Annotated in this window: 15 protein-coding genes; 10 read left to right on the forward strand and 5 right to left on the reverse strand. The window is 64.3% G+C overall.

From position 1 onward, the window contains the following. Positions 1-64: 64 nt before the first annotated feature. Positions 65-811 carry an NRDE family protein gene (locus GIB19_RS00195; protein WP_274882657.1) on the reverse strand — a complete coding sequence of 249 codons (747 nt, stop codon included), beginning with the start codon at positions 809-811 and terminating at the stop codon, positions 65-67. 130 nt (positions 812-941) lie between these two features. On the opposite strand from GIB19_RS00195, the gene GIB19_RS00200 reads away from it, so the two are divergent. Genes GIB19_RS00200 through GIB19_RS00210 form a run of 3 tightly spaced genes read left to right on the forward strand, consistent with a single transcriptional unit; the run spans position 942 to position 3,584 of the window. Next, on the forward strand, positions 942-1,724 hold the full coding sequence (locus GIB19_RS00200; protein ID WP_099430715.1) for a sulfite exporter TauE/SafE family protein: 783 nt from the start codon (positions 942-944) through the stop codon (positions 1,722-1,724). A 29-nt stretch (positions 1,725-1,753) separates the two neighbouring features. Then, on the forward strand, positions 1,754-2,563 hold the full coding sequence (lgt, locus tag GIB19_RS00205; protein ID WP_027592296.1) for a prolipoprotein diacylglyceryl transferase: 810 nt from the start codon (positions 1,754-1,756) through the stop codon (positions 2,561-2,563). Positions 2,564-2,612: 49 nt separating this feature from the next. Then, the gene (locus tag GIB19_RS00210) at positions 2,613-3,584 is read left to right on the forward strand and encodes a thymidylate synthase (protein ID WP_027592297.1); all 972 of its coding nucleotides are present in this window, start codon (positions 2,613-2,615) and stop codon (positions 3,582-3,584) included. Positions 3,585-3,626: 42 nt separating this feature from the next. Here GIB19_RS00210 and cadR read toward each other — a convergent pair whose 3' ends face one another. After that, positions 3,627-4,070, reverse strand: coding sequence for a cadmium resistance transcriptional regulator CadR (cadR, locus tag GIB19_RS00215; RefSeq protein ID WP_099430714.1), 444 nt, complete (start codon positions 4,068-4,070; stop codon positions 3,627-3,629). Between the two features lie 82 nt (positions 4,071-4,152). Here cadR and GIB19_RS00220 point away from each other — a divergent pair, with 82 nt between their 5' ends. The 5 genes from GIB19_RS00220 (at position 4,153) to GIB19_RS00240 (ending at position 11,306) form a co-directional block, all read left to right on the forward strand. Next, on the forward strand, positions 4,153-6,366 hold the full coding sequence (locus GIB19_RS00220; protein WP_274882662.1) for a heavy metal translocating P-type ATPase: 2,214 nt from the start codon (positions 4,153-4,155) through the stop codon (positions 6,364-6,366). Positions 6,367-6,375: 9 nt separating this feature from the next. After that, positions 6,376-7,245, forward strand: a complete 870-nt coding sequence (locus GIB19_RS00225; protein WP_027592300.1) for a LysR family transcriptional regulator — start codon at positions 6,376-6,378, stop codon at positions 7,243-7,245. A 232-nt stretch (positions 7,246-7,477) separates the two neighbouring features. Beyond that, positions 7,478-8,536 carry a putative 2-aminoethylphosphonate ABC transporter ATP-binding protein gene (locus GIB19_RS00230; RefSeq protein ID WP_085272221.1) on the forward strand — a complete coding sequence of 353 codons (1,059 nt, stop codon included), beginning with the start codon at positions 7,478-7,480 and terminating at the stop codon, positions 8,534-8,536. A gap of 1 nt (position 8,537) precedes the next feature. After that, positions 8,538-10,262 carry a putative 2-aminoethylphosphonate ABC transporter permease subunit gene (locus tag GIB19_RS00235; RefSeq protein ID WP_274882670.1) on the forward strand — a complete coding sequence of 575 codons (1,725 nt, stop codon included), beginning with the start codon at positions 8,538-8,540 and terminating at the stop codon, positions 10,260-10,262. Between the two features lie 18 nt (positions 10,263-10,280). Beyond that, the gene (locus GIB19_RS00240; RefSeq protein ID WP_274882671.1) at positions 10,281-11,306 is read left to right on the forward strand and encodes a putative 2-aminoethylphosphonate ABC transporter substrate-binding protein; all 1,026 of its coding nucleotides are present in this window, start codon (positions 10,281-10,283) and stop codon (positions 11,304-11,306) included. A gap of 285 nt (positions 11,307-11,591) precedes the next feature. Here the strand turns inward: GIB19_RS00240 and GIB19_RS00245 are convergent, their stop codons facing one another. Both GIB19_RS00245 and GIB19_RS00250 read right to left on the reverse strand, forming a co-directional pair. Next, positions 11,592-12,956 carry a GTPase/DUF3482 domain-containing protein gene (locus GIB19_RS00245; protein WP_099430711.1) on the reverse strand — a complete coding sequence of 455 codons (1,365 nt, stop codon included), beginning with the start codon at positions 12,954-12,956 and terminating at the stop codon, positions 11,592-11,594. Continuing rightward, on the reverse strand, positions 12,949-14,340 hold the full coding sequence (locus GIB19_RS00250) for a DUF2868 domain-containing protein (RefSeq protein WP_274882672.1): 1,392 nt from the start codon (positions 14,338-14,340) through the stop codon (positions 12,949-12,951). Before GIB19_RS00250 ends, GIB19_RS00245 begins: the two co-directional genes overlap by 8 nt. A 54-nt stretch (positions 14,341-14,394) precedes the next feature. Between GIB19_RS00250 and GIB19_RS00255 the strand changes: the two genes are divergently transcribed. Continuing rightward, on the forward strand, positions 14,395-14,913 hold the full coding sequence (locus GIB19_RS00255) for a dihydrofolate reductase (protein WP_027592306.1): 519 nt from the start codon (positions 14,395-14,397) through the stop codon (positions 14,911-14,913). A 90-nt stretch (positions 14,914-15,003) separates the two neighbouring features. Here the strand turns inward: GIB19_RS00255 and GIB19_RS00260 are convergent, their stop codons facing one another. After that, positions 15,004-16,395, reverse strand: coding sequence for an L-cystine transporter (locus GIB19_RS00260; RefSeq protein WP_027592307.1), 1,392 nt, complete (start codon positions 16,393-16,395; stop codon positions 15,004-15,006). A 241-nt stretch (positions 16,396-16,636) separates the two neighbouring features. Between GIB19_RS00260 and GIB19_RS00265 the strand changes: the two genes are divergently transcribed. Then, complete coding sequence (locus GIB19_RS00265) at positions 16,637-17,692, forward strand: haloacid dehalogenase-like hydrolase (RefSeq protein WP_252826155.1); 1,056 nt, start codon at positions 16,637-16,639, stop codon at positions 17,690-17,692. Positions 17,693-17,702 lie beyond the last annotated feature (10 nt).

Below are 17,702 nucleotides of genomic sequence, written 5' to 3' on the forward strand. Positions count from 1 at the left end.
CGATCGCGTCACTTTGTAGGAGCAGCCTTGTGCTGCGAAGGGCTGCAAAGCAGCCCCCTGGCCCTCAAGCCATAATCTCAACTTCTCCCAAATTCCCCCCAAACGGCCCGAAACTGCGCTCAACCAGCCGTCTTCTCCCCTGATCATCCACGATCAGCACAGTACTCGCCCGCGTCCCATAATTCTGGCTGGCAATAAACACACTCGACAGCAGCTTCTCGGTCGCCAACCCCACGCCCGTTTCCGGTAACTCGCTTTCGGCTGCCGGTTCACCATCGGCCAGCAACCCTAGCAAGCGCTGCGGGTCTGCTGACTCAAGCAACCCCTCCAGCCCGCTGCGCGCCTTCACCAGCTTCGGCCACGGCGTATCCAACCCGGCATTGGATAACCCATAGACCCCAGGCTCCAGCAAGCGCGGCGCGGCGTCTCGGGCGTGCAGAAAGCCTAACTGCGCCCCATCACCCACCAGCAAGTTAAACCCCGAATACTGGCGACTGCGGCTGGCCACCTGGTCAAGATAGGCTTCCACGCCAAGCTCACCCTGCAGAAACCCCGCCACCAGCTCCCCGCGCGAGCGCACGCCCAAGGCTTGCCCAGGGCCGCGGATGTTGGTCAGCGCGGCAAAGCGCCCCTGCGGCCCCACGCCCAGCCAGGTACCGCCAGCCTCCAGGTCACGCCCGGCGTAGACGCCAGGGGCATCCTCCCAGGCGGTCAGGGCCTGCGTGGGCCGGGCATAGAACTCGTCGCGGTTGGCCGCCACGATCAGCGGCAGGGCATGCCCCGGCCGCCAGGCGAATACGATCAGGCACATCGGTTGGGCCTCTGTGTTTTTTGCCACTCTACCCACTGCGGCGGTGCTGATCCATCCTGTCACGAAGTTCACTAGAGCCTCAGGGCCGGCTTCCGTTACCATGCCGGATTGATTTTCTCAGGGGCAACGAATGGAGTTCGTACTCTATCTGCTGTTAGGTGCATGTGCCGGTGTGCTGGCCGGGCTGTTCGGCGTTGGTGGTGGCATCATCATCGTGCCGGTGCTGGTGTTCAGCTTCACCTTGCAGGGCTTCGACCCTTCGGTATTGACCCACCTGGCTGTCGGCACGTCGTTGGCAACCATCATCTTCACCTCGATCAACGCGGTGCTCGAACACCATCGCAGGGGTGCGGTGCAGTGGCCGATCTTCGCCTGGATGACCCTGGGCATCCTGATTGGCGCTGGTATCGGCGCCAAGACCGCCTCCTTGATCCAGGGCCCACTGCTGCAGAAGATCATCGGTGTGTTCGCCCTGATCATTGCTGCGCAAATGGCCCTGGACTTCAAACCCAAGGCCAGCCGCGGCATCCCTGGCAAGCCCGCGCTGACCGCAGCAGGTGGGGTGATTGGCTGGGCTTCGGCGATATTCGGTATTGGTGGCGGCTCGCTGACCGTGCCGTTCCTGACCTGGCGCAGCCTGCCCATGCAGCAGGCGGTGGCAACGTCCTCGGCCTGTGGCCTACCCATTGCCGTGGCCAGTGCCCTGAGCTTCATGTGGCTTGGCTGGCACGAAGAACACTTGCCGGCCCACAGCCTGGGCTACGTGTACTTGCCTGCGCTGGTCGGCATTGCCGTGACCAGCATGTTTTTCGCCCGCTTCGGCGCGCGCCTGGCGCACAAACTGTCGCCACGCCTGCTCAAGCGTTTGTTCGCCGCGCTGCTGTTCTGCGTCGGCCTCAGCTTTTTGATTTAGCTCGCTGATTTGAAACTAGAGGAATATCCATGCTGCCTTACCCGCAGATAGACCCCGTGGCCGTGGCCCTCGGGCCGCTGAAAATCCACTGGTACGGCCTGATGTACTTGGTCGGCATCGGCGGCGCCTGGCTGCTCGCCTCGCGTCGGCTGAACCGCTTCGACCCCACCTGGTCCCGTGAAAAATTGTCCGACCTGGTGTTCTGGCTATCGATGGGGGTGATCGTCGGGGGCCGCCTGGGTTACGTGCTGTTTTACGACCTGCACGCCTATCTGGCGAACCCGACGCTGATCTTCGAGGTGTGGAAGGGCGGCATGTCGTTCCACGGCGGCTTCATCGGCGTGATGTTGGCGGCGGTATGGTTCGGCAAGCGCAACAACAAGTCGTTCTTCGAGCTGATGGACTTCGTCGCGCCAATGGTGCCGATCGGCCTGGGTGCCGGGCGTATCGGCAACTTCATCAATGCCGAGCTGTGGGGCAAGGCGACCGACGTGCCGTGGGCGATGGTGTTCCCACCGTTCAGCGACCCCGCCCAGCTGCCGCGCCACCCCTCGCAGCTGTATCAGTTCGCCCTGGAAGGCGTGGCGCTGTTCCTGATCCTGTGGCTGTATTCGCGCAAGCCACGCCCGACCATGGCGGTATCCGGCATGTTCGCGCTGTTCTACGGGATCTTCCGCTTCATCGTCGAGTTCGTCCGCGTGCCGGATGCCCAGCTGGGCTACATTGCCTGGGGTTGGCTGACCATGGGTCAGATACTCTGCATCCCGATGATTCTGGCCGGCCTCGGATTGATCTGGTGGGCTTATAATCGCAAACCTACGGCGAAACCCGCCATCTGACTCCCAACGGCAGGGGTGATCCCTCTGCCGTTCTTGCTACAGGTAAGCCATGAAACAGTATCTGGACCTGGTCCGTGACGTCATCGAAAACGGCACCCTTCAGGAAAACCGTACCGGCATCCGCACCATCAGCCTGCCGGGCGCCATGCTGCGTTTCGACCTGCAGAAGGGCTTTCCGGCCATCACCACGCGCAAGCTGGCCTTCAAGTCGGCCATCGGCGAGATGGTCGGTTTTCTGCGGGGCGTGAAAAACGCGGGTGAATTCCGTGAGCTGGGCTGCAAGGTCTGGGACCAGAACGCCAACGAAAACGCCCAATGGTTGGCCAACCCGTTCCGCCAGGGGCATGACGACCTGGGCGAGATCTACGGCGTTCAGTGGCGCCAATGGCCGGGCTACAAACGCATCCCGCTGAGCAACCCGGCGGCCATTGAGATGGCCGAGAAACAGGGTTTCCGCAAGATTGCCCAGGACCAAGAAGACGGCCAGGCCTTTGTCGTCCTGTACAAGGCCATCGACCAGGTGCGCCAGTGCCTGGACACCATCGCCAATGACCCGGGCAGCCGGCGCATCCTGTTCCATGGCTGGAACTGCGCCCAGTTGGATGAAATGGCCCTGCCGCCGTGCCACCTGCTGTACCAGTTCCACCCGAATGCCGAGACTCGGGAAATTTCCCTGACCTTGTACATTCGCTCCAACGACCTGGGCTTGGGCACGCCGTTCAACCTCACCGAGGGCGCGGCCTTGCTGTCGCTGTTCGGCCGCCTGACCGGCTACACCCCGCGCTGGTTCACGTATTTCATTGGTGATGCCCATGTGTACGAAAACCACCTGGACATGCTCAACGAGCAGCTCAAGCGCGAACCGCTCGAGGCGCCGAAGCTGGTGATCAGCGATCGCGTGCCGGCGTTTGCCGACACCGGCAAGTATGAGCCGGAGTGGCTGGAGAAGATCGAGCCGAGTGATTTCAGCCTGGAAGGGTATGAGCATCATGCGCCGATGACGGCGCCGATGGCGGTGTGATTTTCTAGGTTGCCGGGGCTGCCTTGCAGCCCCCCAGCAATCTCAATGCCCGTGGCTTCGCCCCACATGCGAATGATCGCCTTCCGGTACAGATACCGCCCCGTTCACCTCCAGTTGCTGCAAGATCGCGCATTCACTCCCCGGCGCGCTGCACCTCTGTCGCAGCTCCACCAACTGCTCCTGCAACGCCACCAAACCATCGATACGCGCCTGTACATGGACGATATGCTCGTCGATCAACGCATTGACGCTGCCGCACGACCCTTCGGGGCTGTCGCGCAGGCGTAGCAGGCTGCGGATTTCGTCCAGGGTCATGTCCAGGGTCCGGCAGTTGCGGATGAAGGTCAGCCGCTCGACGTGGGCCTGGGTGTAGAGCCGGTAGTTGCCGTCGGTGCGCGCCGGCTCCGGCAACAGTTGCTCGCGCTCGTAATAGCGGATGGTCTCCACGGCGCAATCGGTGGCTTTTGCCAGTTCTCCAATCTTCATCGCAAATCTCCAGCGGATGGCTTGACCCTATAGTGGCTACAGGGTGTTCACTTGGCAACAGGCTCACTTTAAGGATGACCCAATGAACCAGCCTGCCAGCCCCCGCCACAAGCATGACCACCACGCCCACAGCTGCTGCGGCAGCGCGGCCGCTCCGGCGTTGGTGCAGTTGAGCGCAAAAGCCAGCGGCGACGCACAGCTCAGCCGCTTCCGTATCGAGGCCATGGACTGCCCCACCGAGCAAACGCTGATCCAGGACAAGCTGGGCAAGCTGGCGGGCATCGAGCAGTTGGAGTTCAACCTGATCAACCGCGTGCTTGGCGTGCGCCACACGCTGGCGGGTACCGCCGAGATCGAGCGGGCTATCGACAGCCTGGGCATGAAGGCCGAGCCCCTCATCGAAGGGGACGAGGCCGCCGCGAACGCTGCCCCGCCCAGCAAAACCCGCTGGTGGCCGCTGGCGTTATCCGGTGTCGCGGCCATCGCCGCCGAAATCGTGCATTTCACCGGGCTTGCACCTGAATGGCTGGTGGCGGCGCTGGCCTTGGCGGCGATCCTGGGTTGCGGCCTGGGCACCTACAAGAAGGGCTGGATTGCCCTGAAAAACCGCAACCTCAACATCAACGCGCTGATGAGCATTGCCGTGACTGGCGCTGTGCTGATCGGCCAGTGGCCGGAAGCGGCCATGGTGATGGTGTTGTTCACGGTCGCCGAGCTGATCGAAGCGCGCTCCCTGGACCGCGCTCGCAATGCCATCAGCGGCCTGATGCAGCTCACCCCTGATAGGGCGACAGTGCTGCAAGCCGATGGCCAGTGGCGTGAAGTGGAAGTGCGCGAGGTGGCCATCGGTGCCTTGGTGCGGGTACGGCCGGGCGAGCGCATCGGCCTGGATGGCGAAGTGACCAGTGGCCAATCCAGCGTCGATCAGGCGCCGATCACCGGTGAAAGTCTGCCAGTGGAAAAAGCCGTGGGCGACAAGCTGTTCGCCGGCACCATCAACCAGGCCGGTGCGCTGGAGTTTCGCGTCACTGCCGGCGCCGGGCAATCGACGCTGGCGCGCATCATCAAGGCCGTCGAAGAAGCCCAAGGTGCCCGGGCGCCGACCCAGCGTTTTGTCGACCGATTCTCGCGCATCTACACACCCGTGGTGTTCGCCGTGGCCTTGGCGGTGGCGGTCATCCCGCCGCTGTTCATGGCAGGCGCCTGGTTCGACTGGGTCTATCGCGCCTTGGTGCTGTTGGTGGTGGCCTGCCCGTGCGCCTTGGTCATTTCAACCCCGGTGACCATCGTCAGTGGCCTGGCTGCAGCCGCGCGCAAGGGCATCCTGATCAAGGGTGGGGTGTACCTGGAAGGCGGGCGCAAGCTGGACTTCCTGGCCCTCGACAAGACCGGCACCCTGACCCACGGCAAGCCAGTGCAGACCGATGCGAAGGCCTTGGACCCCCTGTTCGAAGGCCGGGCCCAGGCGTTGGCTGCCAGCTTGGCCGAGCGCTCGGACCACCCGGTCTCATGTGCCATCGCCCAGTTCGGCAAGGCGCAAGGTTTGGCCTTGAGCGCAGTCGACGACTTCGCCGCATTGGCCGGTCGCGGTGTGCGTGGGGTGATCGAGGGTGAGCTTTACCACCTGGGCAATCACCGCCTGGTCGAGGAACTGGGCCTGTGCTCGCCCGAGTTGGAGGCGCAACTGGATGCGCTGGAGCGTCAAGGCAAAACCGTGGTCCTGCTGCTCGACCGCAGTGGCCCGCTGGCCCTGTTCGCCGTGGCCGACACGCTCAAGCAGAGCAGCCGCCAGGCGATTGCCGAATTGCATGAACTGGGTATCAAGACGGTCATGCTTACCGGCGACAATCCCCATACCGCCGAGGCCATCGCCGCCCAGGTCGGCATCGATCGCGCCGAAGGCAACCTGCTGCCGGCCGACAAGCTGAAGACCATTGAGGCCCTGTATGCCCAAGGCCATCGGGTGGGCATGGTTGGCGACGGTATCAACGACGCACCGGCCCTTGCCCGTGCCGAGATCGGCTTTGCCATGGCGGCCGCGGGCACCGACACGGCCATCGAGACGGCCGACGTCGCGTTGATGGACGACGACTTGCGCAAAATCCCCGCCTTCGTCAGGCTGTCGCGCCAAAGTGCGGCGATTCTCAGGCAGAACATCATTCTGGCCCTGGGCATCAAGGCGATATTCCTGGCGATCACCTTTGCCGGCATGGCGACCATGTGGATGGCGGTGTTCGCCGACATGGGCGTGAGCCTGCTGGTGGTGTTCAACGGCTTGCGCCTTTTGCGCAAATAGAGGACGTGCATGCTGAGTTCCGAGCTCAAAGCCTTCTACATGGTGGCCCGCCTGGGCAGCATCACCCTGGCGGCGAAGAAGCTCGGGCTCAGCCAGCCCACCGTGACCACGCAGATCCGCAACCTGGAAAGCCAGTACGCAGTAGAGCTGTTCTACCGTGGCGGGCGGCGCCTGGTGTTGAGCGAGGAGGGCGTGCGCCTGCTGCCGAGGGTCAAGGCGCTGCTGCAGCAGGAGGCCGACATCGAGTTCGAACTGCGCAACAGTGGCCAGGCCCAGGGCAGCCTGCGCATTGCGGCCACGGCGCCTTACTACATCCTCGATCTGGTGAAGGTCTTCCGCGAGCGCCTGCCCCAGGTAGACGTTGCAGTGGAGATCGGCAACTCGCAGCAGGTGCTGGAAATGCTCGAGGACTACCGGGTCGATATCGCCGCTTCGTCGCAACTGGTGGAGGATGCCCGGTTGGTGCGCCGGGTTTTGGGCACCGACCCGTTGGTGGTGGCCGTGCACCGCAACCATCCCTTGGCGCATCGTCAGGTGGTGTCCATCGACGTGGTGGCCGGGCATTGCCTGTTGATGCGCGAGCCGGGGTCGACCACACGCAAGCTGACCGAGCAGATGCTGCAGGAGGCCGGTGTGAAGGCCGGCACGTTGCTGGAGATTGGTAGCCGTGAGTCGATTCGCGAAGCGGTCCTGCGCAACATTGGCATCAGTGTGATTGCCCGCCATGAAGTGCCGCATAACCCCGAATTACGGGTGCTGGCGCTGGAGGATGCGCCGGTGATGCATGAGTACCTGTATTGCCTGAAGGAGCGGCGCCAGGCGCGTTTGCCGGCGGCGTTTCTGGGGGTTGCGCAGGAAGTGGCCGGCTCACAGTTCTGAATCATCCCTTGTAGGAGCAGCCTTGTGCTGCGAAGAGGCCGGTGCACCCCATACATGTGCATCGCCGAGCAGGGCCTCTTCGCAGCACAAGGCTGCTCCTACCAAGAACCGTGGCGGCAGGTGGGCCACTACAAAATCTGCCTATACCACTATCGCGCGCTTTTGCCTGAAAGCCACAGAACCGTCGCACAGCCTTCCTAGCATGGCCCCATCTCTTCGATGAGGCCTTGCCATGAACAACGCCACCCCAGGCGCACAGATGAAAGTGCGCAACATCCACAAACGCTTCGGCGCCTTCACAGCGCTCAACGATGTCTCCCTGGACATCGCCGCCGGCGAGCTGGTGTGCTTGCTCGGCCCGTCCGGGTGCGGCAAGACCACGCTGTTGCGCTGCATCGCCGGCCTCGAACGCCAGGACCGCGGTGAGTTGTATATCGGCGAGCGCGACGTCTCGGAGCTGCCACCCCAGGCCCGCGACTACGGCATTCTGTTCCAGTCCTACGCGCTGTTCCCCAACCTGACCGTCGAAGCCAACATCGCCTATGGCCTGACCGGCAGCGGCCGCGAACAGGCCCGCCAGCGGGTGGCCGAAATGCTCCAGCTGGTCGGCTTGTCCGGTAGCGAAAAAAAATACCCCGGGCAGCTTTCCGGCGGCCAGCAGCAGCGTGTGGCCCTGGCCCGCGCGCTGGCGCCGGCGCCTTCGCTGCTGTTGCTCGACGAGCCGATGTCGGCGCTGGACGCGCGGGTTCGCGAGCACCTGTGCACTGAACTGCGCCAGCTGCAACGCCAGCTGGGTATCACCACCTTGATGGTTACCCACAACCAGGACGAGGCCATGCTGATGGCCGACCGCATTGCCGTGATGAACAACGGCCAGGTCGAGCAGTACGCCACGCCGCAGGCTATCTACGACCAGCCAGCCACGCCCTTCGTTGCCGAGTTCGTTGGCCAGGGTAACTGGCTGCCGTTCCAGCGCAGCGGTGACAGCCAGGCCCAGGTCGGCGGCATGAGCATGCGTTTGTCGCCTGGCTCGGCGCGGGCCAGCAGCGGCCGCCTGTTCTGCCGCCCCGAGGCGATCACGGTCAACCCGCCGGTGCATGAAGAAAACCTGTTTCCGGCCAAGGTCCGCGAGATCACCTTCCTCGGCAACCGCTGCCGCATGAGCTTCGAGTTCAAAGCCTTGCCGGGCCATGCCTTGCTGGCCGAACTGGCCCCCGAGGCCATGCCGCGGCTGGGCTCGCAGGACATCTGGGTGGCGCTGCCACCGCAGAGCCTGCAGGTGTTCGCCTAAGATGGCCGCGCCAATGTCCCTGCCGCTGAACCCGGCCAAGGCCGCGTCGCGCCACGGCGTTGCCTTGGGTGACCGGCTGTTTGTCGTCGGTGGGAAGTGGTTGCTGTTGATGCTGCTGGTAATGGCGGTGCTGATGCCGCTGCTGGCGATCTTCTGGCGTGGTTTCAGCGGTGACGCCGGCCAGGGCGGCGGCCTGGCGGCTGCCCGGGCGCTGTTCGCCAGCGAGAACTTCCACTGGCTGCTGGGCAATAGCTTGTCGGTGGCGTTCACCGTCGCGGCCATCGTCATCCCACTGGCTTACCTGTTCGCCTATGCGTTGCAACGCACGCTGATCCCGGCCAAGGGCCTGTGGCGGGGCATCTCGTTGCTGCCCCTGCTGGCGCCGTCGATGCTGCCGGCGATCGCGCTGGTCTACCTGTTCGGTAACCAGGGCCTGCTGCGCGGGCTGCTGAGCGACAACATCTACGGCTTTTGGGGGATCGTGCTCGGCGAGGCCATTTACACCTTCCCGCATGCATTGATGATTCTGCTGTCGGCCCTGTCGCTGGCCGATGCGCGCCTGTTCGATGCTGCGTCGAGCATGGGCGCTGGGCCGTGGCGGGCGTTCTCCAGCATTACCTGGCCCGCCACGCGCCAGGCAGTATTCGCCGCCTTTTGCCTGGTGTTTACCCTGACCATCACTGACTTCGGCGTCCCGGTTGTGGTCGGGGGGGATTATCAGGTGCTGGCCCTGGAGGCTTACAAGGCCGTCGTTGGCCAGCAGCAATTTGGCCGCGGCGCCCTGATTGGCATGGTCTTACTGGTGCCGGCACTGCTGAGTTTTGCTGTCGATGCCTGGTTGCGTCGCCGCCAGGGCGAGGCCATGAGTGGGCGAGCGCAGGTGTTCGAGCCCAAGCCCTCGCGCCGTCGCGATGCCTGCTTCCTGGCGGTCGTGTCGGTGGTCTGCGCGGTGCTGTTGCTGGTGATCGGCATGGCCGTGTATTCGTCACTGGTCACCTTCTGGCCCTACAACCTGTCGCTGTCGCTCAAGCACTACCTGTTCGAGGACACCGCCGGCGGAGGCTGGCTGGCGTACCGCAATAGCGTGACCATGGCGATTGGCACGGCGCTGATCGGCAGCGTGGTGATTTTCTGCGGTGCCTACCTGATGGAAAAGACCCAGGGCCAACGCCTGCTCAACCAGTCGCTGCGCCTGCTCAGCTTCATCCCCATGGCGGTGCCGGGCCTCGTGCTGGGCCTGGGCTATGTGTTCTTCTTCAACCTCAACGGCAACCCCTTGCATGTGCTGTACGGCAGCATGGGCTTGTTGGTCATCTGCACCATTGCCCATTACCTGACCACTGCGCAGATGACCGCCACCACCGCACTGCGCCAGCTCGACGGCGAGTTCGAGGCCGCCGCTTTGTCGCTCAAGGCGCCGCTGTATCGGCACTTCCTACGGGTAACCGTGCCGATCTGCTTGCCGGCGCTGATGGACATCATCCGCTACCTGTTCGTCTCGGCGATGACCACCGTGTCGGCGGCGATCTTCCTCTACAGCCCCGACACCATCCTCGCCGCCGTTGCCGTGCTGAACATGGACGACGCGGGCAACGTTGGCGGTGCCGCCGCCATGTCGACTTTGATTCTGCTGACCAGCGCCAGCGCCTCATTGCTGCTGGCTGCAGCCTCACGCGGCCTGTTGCGCCGCTCCCAAGCCTGGCGCCAACGCGCCGCGGCTGCCTGACCTGTAAGGAACCCCACCATGTTCAAGCACCTTGCACTTGCTGCTGCCGTTTCTGCCGTGTTCAGCCTGCAGGCTTCGGCCGCCGGCACTCAGCTGACGGTTTACACCGCGCTGGAAGCCGAACAGCTCAAGACCTACAAGCAGGCCTTCGAAAAGGCCAACCCAGACGTCGAGATCAAGTGGGTGCGCGATTCCACGGGCATCATTACCGCCAAACTGCTGGCTGAAAAAGACCGCCCGCAAGCCGATGCGGTGTGGGGGTTGGCGGCCTCCAGCCTGGCCGTGCTTGACCAGCACGGCATGCTCGAAGCCTATGCGCCCAAGGACCTGGGCAAGATCTCGGCAAACTACCGTGACGCAGCCAACCCACCGGCTTGGGTGGGCATGGACGTCTGGGCCGCGACCATTTGCTTCAACACCATCGAGGCCGAGAAGCAGGGCCTGAGCAAGCCGGTAAGCTGGCAAGACCTGGCCAAGCCTGAGTACAAGGGCAAGATCGTCATGCCCAACCCGGCCTCGTCCGGCACGGGCTTCCTGGATGTCAGTGCCTGGCTGCAGACCTTTGGCGAGCCTCAGGGCTGGGCCTACATGGACGCCTTGCACCAGAACATCGGCCAGTACGTTCACTCCGGCTCCAAGCCGTGCAAGCTGGCGGCGGCGGGCGAGTTCCCGATTGGTATCTCGTTCGAATACCCCGCTGTGCAGCTCAAGCGCCAAGGCGCGCCGCTGGACATCGTGCTGCCCAAGGAGGGCCTGGGCTGGGAGATCGAGGCGACGGCGGTGATCAAAGGCACGCCAAAGGCCGATGCGGCCAAGCGCTTGGCAGACTTTTCGGCCAGCCCTGCGGCCATGGCGTTGTACAAGGAAAACTTCGCGGTGCTTGCCGCGCCGGGTATTGCCAAGCCGCAGACCGAGTTGCCGGCTGATTATGAGCAGCGGTTGATCAAGAACGACTTTGCCTGGGCCTCGAAGCACCGTGACGAGATTCTGGCCGAGTGGCGCAAGCGGTATGACGGTAAGTCGGAGAAGGTGGCGCAGCAGTGAAGGGGGGCGGGGCTGGGGTTGGGTTTGGGGTTGAGAGGTGCATGCCTTGAGGGGTGTGGCGCCTGGCAGATCGAGCGCCGCCCGCGCGGCGCTTCGCAGCACAAGGCTGCTCCTACATCTGTTTCGGGCCAGTGAGTCCTGTGATATTGGCGCGCGACCGCCTCAGGAATAATTGGCCCGAAAAATGTAGGAGCAGCCTTGTGCTGCGAAGCGCCGCGCGGGCGGCGCTCGGTCTCCCAGGCGCCGCCCCCCTAAAGGCGAACACCTACCAGTCCCCACACAAACTCAAATCTGCAACACCAAGGCCTCCAACTGCTCCTGCCGCTCCGCCTGATTCACCCGCGCCCCGGGGTTGAGCGTCGACCACTGCGGATGCGCCCGCGCCTTGACCAACGCCTCAGGCAACTTGCCCTCGCGCCAGGTCTTCTCGTCCAGCTCGCCCAGGCGAATGCTGTCTTGCGCGGCATGCCCGCGGTTATCCAGGGCCACCATCAACTGCTGCTGGCGCAACGCCAACAGCCGCAACACCGTATCGTCCACCGTCAGCTCACGCTGCCCTTTGAGCTTGCCCATCAACCGCGACCCGTAATTGCGTGCCGTCTGTAGCGCGCCGCCTGCGATCGCACCCGCCAAGGCCGCCGCGCCCAGGGTCAGGCCTCCGACCAACAGATCGACCCCGGCCCCGGCCGCAGCGCCCGCCGCCACGCCACTGCCCAGGCGTACGCCCAGCAGCTTCAAGGTCTCGGGGTTGAACAGGTCATCGCCCCAACGACCGTCCAGCAACGGCAAATCACTGGCATGGGCGTCTTCGCGGCGGAAGGCATACAGCTTGAGCAGCGCTTCGACACAGCGCTGTTCGCGTTGCCGCACATCCTGGCGCAGCGCTTCGATGGCCTTGGCTTCGGCGGCGGGCTCGGCCACCACGCTGCGCCGGCAGGCGGCGCAGTCGAGCAGCAGCTCGGCGATCAGGCGTTTACCGCTTTGATGGCGGGCTTGGCGTTGCGCCTGCTGGTCGTCGATCAGCCGTTGCAGGGCAGGGCGGGCGTCTTCCAGCAGCAGGGCCAGGCTTTCGTACAGGCGGCGCTCGCCGTCTTCCGGCGGGGCCACGCTGTCGAACCGCACCAAGGCGTGAAGGCCAAGCCGGGCAAGGGCTTCACGCCATTCGGGCTCGCGGTGCTGGCTGCTGGCAACGAAGTTGAGCACGGGTAGCAGCGGCTTGCCGCAACTGGCCAGCACCTCCAGTTCGTCGCGGTACTTGGCCAGCAGCGGTTCGCGGGCGTCGATCACGTACAGGCCGGCATTGCTGGCCTGCAACTGGCGCAGCACCTTGGCTTCCTGCTCGAAGCGTTGGCGTGCCTCACTGCCCTGGAGGAAGCGTGCCAGCCGGGCCGGGCCGTCCAGGCGCTCACCCGGGCGCTCCAGCCGCTCGAGGTAGTCGAGCAGGGCAATGGCGTCTTCCAGGCCTGGGGTGTCATACAGCTCCAGCAAGGGCTCGCCGTCCACCGACAGGCGTGCGCCCTCCACATGGCGGGTGGTGCTGGGGCGATGGGACACCTCGCCAAAGCTCACGTCGCGGGTCAAGGTACGCAGCAGCGAAGTCTTGCCGACGTTGGTGTGGCCGACCACGGCCAGTTTAAGCGGCTCAGTCATGGCCATGCTCCAACCAGGTCAAGGGCGAGGTGTCGGCGTGGGGCAGGCCGAGGCGGTCCAGCGCTTCGTGCCAGTCGCCCAGGCGCTCGGCGTCCAGGGCCTGGCCTGGGGCCGCCTGCAGCAGCCAGATACGGGTGGCGCCGGCGTTGCGTGCCAGTTCGGCCAGCAACGCCAGGCTGCCGCGATCGGGCGAACGGCGTGGGTCGCAGGCGATAGCCAGGCGCGCCGGGGGGAAGCGGCTGAGTTGTTCGAGCAGCCGGTTGCGTGATTCACGGCTATCGAGCACGCCGGCATCGGTCACGCTTTTGGGCAGGGCGGGCGGCCAGGGGCGCTGGTCATCCAGCTCCAGGCCGACCAGCAAGGCACCGCTGCTGCCGCTTTCCAGTTGCCCGGCAGCGAAGTGGGGCAAGGTGTCGGGCGCGGCGTCCTGCACACCGATGCGCTCGCTGCGTGGCATAAGGCTTTCGCGCAATGCCGCGTAGCCTGGCAGGCTGAGGTCCAGCCCCAGGTGTGTTTGGCCCTGGCGCCAGCGCCACAGGCACAGTGCGGCCAAAAGCAGGCGTGGTAGCAGGCCATAGACCAGCACCACACCGAGCAACCAGCTGGCCCAGGCCTGGCGGGCCAGGTCCAGGGCCGGCAGCGTGTCGCCGCTGGCGCGGATCATGGCTTCGTCCGGCACGGCAAAGCCCAGCAGCGAAGGCAGGGCGCCGAGCGCCTGGGTCATGTGGATGAACGGCTCGGCGGCAAGCAGGGTGGTTTCCCAGACAAAGCCATAGCGCCGTGTGGCCAGCAACGCCAAGAGCATCGCCAGCGCGGTCATCATCGCCAGCAGCCACAGCCCGTGCACCAGCACGCCAAGCAGCCAGCGATTCAGGCGCTGGCGCTGCAGCAGCACCAGCAACGCGGGCGCAAGGTGCGCGGCCTTGGCATCGCGGGCAAAGCGTTCGCTCAGCCACAACCAAAGCCGGCCCAGCCCAGCGCCGTGTTCGCCGCTCAGGCTGAAGCCGATCGCCCAGCTCAGCAGCATCACCAGGTTCAACCCCAGCAGGCTGCCCAGTGCCCAGAACACATTCACCGGGCGTTGGCCATCGCCCAGCGCCGCGAAGGCCAGGCCCGCGCCGCTGAAGGCGGCCATGATCAACAGGGCCAGCAGTGCCAGGCGCGCGCCCTGCTTCCAGTGGCGCAGGGCGGCTGTCATGCCGTCGCGTTCGGCCAGGAACAGCGCGCGCGTTTCAATACGGGTCGCCAGGTCGCCGCCGGCCTGGCGGGCGTGGCGGTTGGCTTCCTGGTCTTCCAGGGGGCCGGCATGTTCCTCGCGCAGGCGTACTGCTTCGGTGAGCCAGCGTTTGTCCAGTGGCGTCGGTCCAGTCACAAGGTCTTCCATTGCACAGGTCAGGGCAGAAGCATAACCCACGGCGGGTTTGCTATCCTCGCTGGCATGACTAGCACACTCCCCCTCAGCCTGATCGCGGCCCTCGCCGAGAACCGCGTGATCGGTATCGACAATTCCATGCCCTGGCACCTGCCGGGGGATTTCAAGTACTTCAAGGCCACGACCCTGGGCAAGCCGATCATCATGGGGCGCAAGACCTGGGACTCGCTGGGCCGGCCTTTGCCGGGGCGGCTGAATATCGTGGTCAGCCGCCAGCCGGGGCTGGCGCTGGCCGGTGCCGAGGTGTTCGCCTCGCTGGAAGCTGCGCTGGTGCGCGCCGAACAGTGGGCGCGTGAGCAGGGCGTCGATGAGCTGATGCTGATTGGCGGGGCGCAGCTGTATGGGCAGGCGCTGGAGAAGGGGCTGGTGAGCCGCATGTACCTGACCCGGGTCGAGCTGTCGCCTGAGGGCGATGCGTGGTTCCCGGCGTTCGACGAGGCGCAGTGGCGCCGGGTGAGCAGTGAGCCGCAAGCGCCTGAAGGGGCGGGGCCGGCGTATCACTTCGATGTCTGGGACAAGGTTTGAGATTGTTGGGGGCGCTTTGCGCCCCTATCGAAACGCAAGGCCGCCCCTACAAAAAGACCACGTCTTCTCTGTAGGGGCGGCCTTGCCGTATCAGCTATGACTCAGCGTTGCATGCTGGTCATCTGCTAACACGTCCTGGTCAGTCTCTTTCAACAGCTGGCTGGTCACCACCCCGGCCGTCATCGAGCCATTCACGTTCAGTGCCGTGCGGCCCATGTCGATCAACGGCTCTACCGAAATCAGCAGTGCTACCAGTTCAACCGGCAAGCCCATGGCCGGCAGCACGATCAACGCGGCGAAGGTCGCACCACCGCCCACCCCGGCTACCCCAGCCGAGCTCAGGGTGACGATGGCGACCAGGGTCGCGATCCACAGCGGGTCGAAGGTGTCGATGCCCACTGCCGGGGCAACCATCACGGCCAGCATGGCCGGATACAGGCCGGCGCAACCGTTCTGACCAATTGTCGTGCCGAACGAGGCGCTGAAGCTGGCGATCGACTGCGGCACACCCAGGCGACGGGTTTGCGCTTCGATATTCAGCGGGATGCTGGCGGCGCTGGAGCGGCTGGTGAAGGCGAAGGTCAGCACTGGCCACACCTTGCGGAAGAAGCGCAGCGGGCTGACGCCGGTCGCCGCCAGAATGACGGCATGCACCACGAACATCAGCCCCAGGCCGATGTACGAAACGACGACGAAGCTGCCCAGCTTGAGGATGTCGTCCAGGTTGGAGCTGGCGACCACCTTGGTCATCAGGGCCAGCACACCATAAGGGGTGAGCTTCATCACCACGCGCACCAGGCGCATGACCCAGGCTTGCAGGGTGTCGATGGCCGACAGGGCGCGCGCGCCTTTCTCGGCGTCGTCCTTGATCAGTTGCAGGGCGGCCAGGCCGACGAACACGGCGAAGATCACCACGCTGATGATCGAGGTTGGCTTGGCCCGCGCCAGGTCGCCTACTGGGTTGCTGGGGATGAACGACAGCAGCAGTTGCGGGATGTTGAGGTCGGCGACCTTGCCCGCGTAGTCGCTGTGGATCGCTTGCAGCCGCGCGCTTTCCTGCACGCCAGCCACCAGGCCGTCGGCGGTCAGGCCGAACAGGTTGGTCAAGACGATGCCGATCAATGCGGCGATGGCAGTGGTCAGCAGCAGGGTGCCAATGCTTAGCACGCTGATGCGGCCAAGCGAGGAGGCATTGTGCAAGCGTGCCACGGCGCTGAGGATCGAGGCGAAGATCAGCGGCATGACGATCATCTGCAGCAAGCCGACATAGCCGTTGCCGACCAGGTCGAGCCAGGCGATGGTGGCTTTCAATACCGGGTGGCCAGCGCCATAGATCGTGTGCAGGACCAGGCCGAACACCACGCCCAGCACCAGGCCCAGCAAGACCTTCTTGGCCAGGCTCCAGTCGGTGCGGCGAGTTTGTGCCAGGCCCAGCAGCAAGGCCAGGAACGCCAGCAGGTTGAGAGACAGCGGCAGGTTCATTGAAGCTCCAACAAAAAACAGAAGAGGCATCGCCTCTGTGAGCGATTGCGAACGGAAATGCTAACAGCCTGAAAACAAACGAATTTATACCCAAATGGAATGTGCATAGTCGTTTATGGAATAACGGAATGTCGCAGATAGCAATGAACAGGGCGTTTCAAGCTGCTTGAACGTCGTTGTCAGGGCTTGCTGGGCCGGTAGGTTGGACTAGCGTTTCCCGGTCATTTCAGGAGATTCGCACATGAAGTTCGCTCCGAAAGCCCTCGCCCTGGGTCTGTCCCTGCTGTTCGGGGCCCAAACCTGGGCCACCGAACTCAAGCATTGGCCTGCCGAGGCCGCCAAACAGCTCGACAGCATGATCGCCGCCAATGCCAACAAAGGTAACTACGCGGTGTTCGACATGGACAACACCAGCTACCGCTACGACCTTGAAGAGGCGCTGCTGCCGTTCATGGAGAACCAGGGGCTGCTGAGCCGCGACAAGCTCGACCCTTCGTTGAAGCTGATCCCCTTCAAAGACACGGCTGAGCACAAGGAAAGCCTGTTCAGTTACTACTACCGCCTGTGCGAAATCGACGACATGGTCTGCTACCCCTGGGTGGCGCAGGTGTTCTCGGGCTTCACCCTGAAGGAACTGAAGGCCCAGGTTGACGCCTTGATGGCCTCCGGCAAACCCGTGCCCAGCACCTACTTCGAGGGTGACCAGGTCAAGGCCATCGAGGTGCAGCCGCCCAAGGTTTTTGCCGGCCAGGCCGAGCTGTTCAACAAACTGATGGAAAACGGCATCGAGGTGTATGTCATTTCTGCCGCGTCCGAAGAACTGGTGCGCATGGTCGCGTCCGACCCCAAGTACGGCTACAACGTCAAACCGCAGAACGTGATTGGCGTCAGCCTGCTACTGAAGGACCGCAGCAACGGCCAACTGACCACGGCGCGCAAGCAGATCAGCGCCGGCAGCTATGACCCCAAGGCCAACGAAGGCCTGGAACTGACGCCTTACCTGTGGACCCCCGCGACCTGGATGGCGGGCAAGCAGGCGGCGATCCTCACCTACATCGACGAGTGGAAGCGGCCGGTGCTGGTGGGCGGCGATACGCCCACCAGCGATGGCTACATGCAGTTCCACGGGGTGGACGTGGGCAAAGGGGGCATCCACCTGTGGATAAACCGCAAGGCCAAGTACATGGACCAGCTCAACGGCATGATCGCCAAGCACGCGGCCGCGCAGGCCAAGGAAGGGCTACCGGTGACGGCGGACAAGAACTGGGTGATCGTCACGCCTGAGCAGATCCAGTAACCCGGTGCAG

Origin of the sequence: Pseudomonas sp. ITEM 17296 (assembly GCF_028895205.1) — a bacterium.
Classification (GTDB): domain Bacteria; phylum Pseudomonadota; class Gammaproteobacteria; order Pseudomonadales; family Pseudomonadaceae; genus Aquipseudomonas; species Aquipseudomonas kermanshahensis.

Excerpts from the sequence above, each read along its gene's own strand:
- GIB19_RS00230 (WP_085272221.1), top strand. The coding sequence starts at position 7,478 with ATGAACAACGCCACCCCAGGCGCACAGATGAAAGTGCGCAACATCCAC.
- GIB19_RS00225 (WP_027592300.1), top strand. The coding sequence starts at position 6,376 with ATGCTGAGTTCCGAGCTCAAAGCCTTCTACATGGTGGCCCGCCTGGGC.
- GIB19_RS00245 (WP_099430711.1), bottom strand. The coding sequence starts at position 12,956 with ATGACTGAGCCGCTTAAACTGGCCGTGGTCGGCCACACCAACGTCGGC.
- GIB19_RS00235 (WP_274882670.1), top strand. The coding sequence starts at position 8,538 with ATGGCCGCGCCAATGTCCCTGCCGCTGAACCCGGCCAAGGCCGCGTCG.
- GIB19_RS00250 (WP_274882672.1), bottom strand. The coding sequence starts at position 14,340 with ATGGAAGACCTTGTGACTGGACCGACGCCACTGGACAAACGCTGGCTC.
- GIB19_RS00260 (WP_027592307.1), bottom strand. The coding sequence starts at position 16,395 with ATGAACCTGCCGCTGTCTCTCAACCTGCTGGCGTTCCTGGCCTTGCTG.
- GIB19_RS00200 (WP_099430715.1), top strand. The coding sequence starts at position 942 with ATGGAGTTCGTACTCTATCTGCTGTTAGGTGCATGTGCCGGTGTGCTG.
- GIB19_RS00255 (WP_027592306.1), top strand. The coding sequence starts at position 14,395 with ATGACTAGCACACTCCCCCTCAGCCTGATCGCGGCCCTCGCCGAGAAC.
- GIB19_RS00195 (WP_274882657.1), bottom strand. The coding sequence starts at position 811 with ATGTGCCTGATCGTATTCGCCTGGCGGCCGGGGCATGCCCTGCCGCTG.
- GIB19_RS00240 (WP_274882671.1), top strand. The coding sequence starts at position 10,281 with ATGTTCAAGCACCTTGCACTTGCTGCTGCCGTTTCTGCCGTGTTCAGC.
- cadR (WP_099430714.1), bottom strand. The coding sequence starts at position 4,070 with ATGAAGATTGGAGAACTGGCAAAAGCCACCGATTGCGCCGTGGAGACC.
- lgt (WP_027592296.1), top strand. The coding sequence starts at position 1,754 with ATGCTGCCTTACCCGCAGATAGACCCCGTGGCCGTGGCCCTCGGGCCG.
- GIB19_RS00210 (WP_027592297.1), top strand. The coding sequence starts at position 2,613 with ATGAAACAGTATCTGGACCTGGTCCGTGACGTCATCGAAAACGGCACC.
- GIB19_RS00220 (WP_274882662.1), top strand. The coding sequence starts at position 4,153 with ATGAACCAGCCTGCCAGCCCCCGCCACAAGCATGACCACCACGCCCAC.
- GIB19_RS00265 (WP_252826155.1), top strand. The coding sequence starts at position 16,637 with ATGAAGTTCGCTCCGAAAGCCCTCGCCCTGGGTCTGTCCCTGCTGTTC.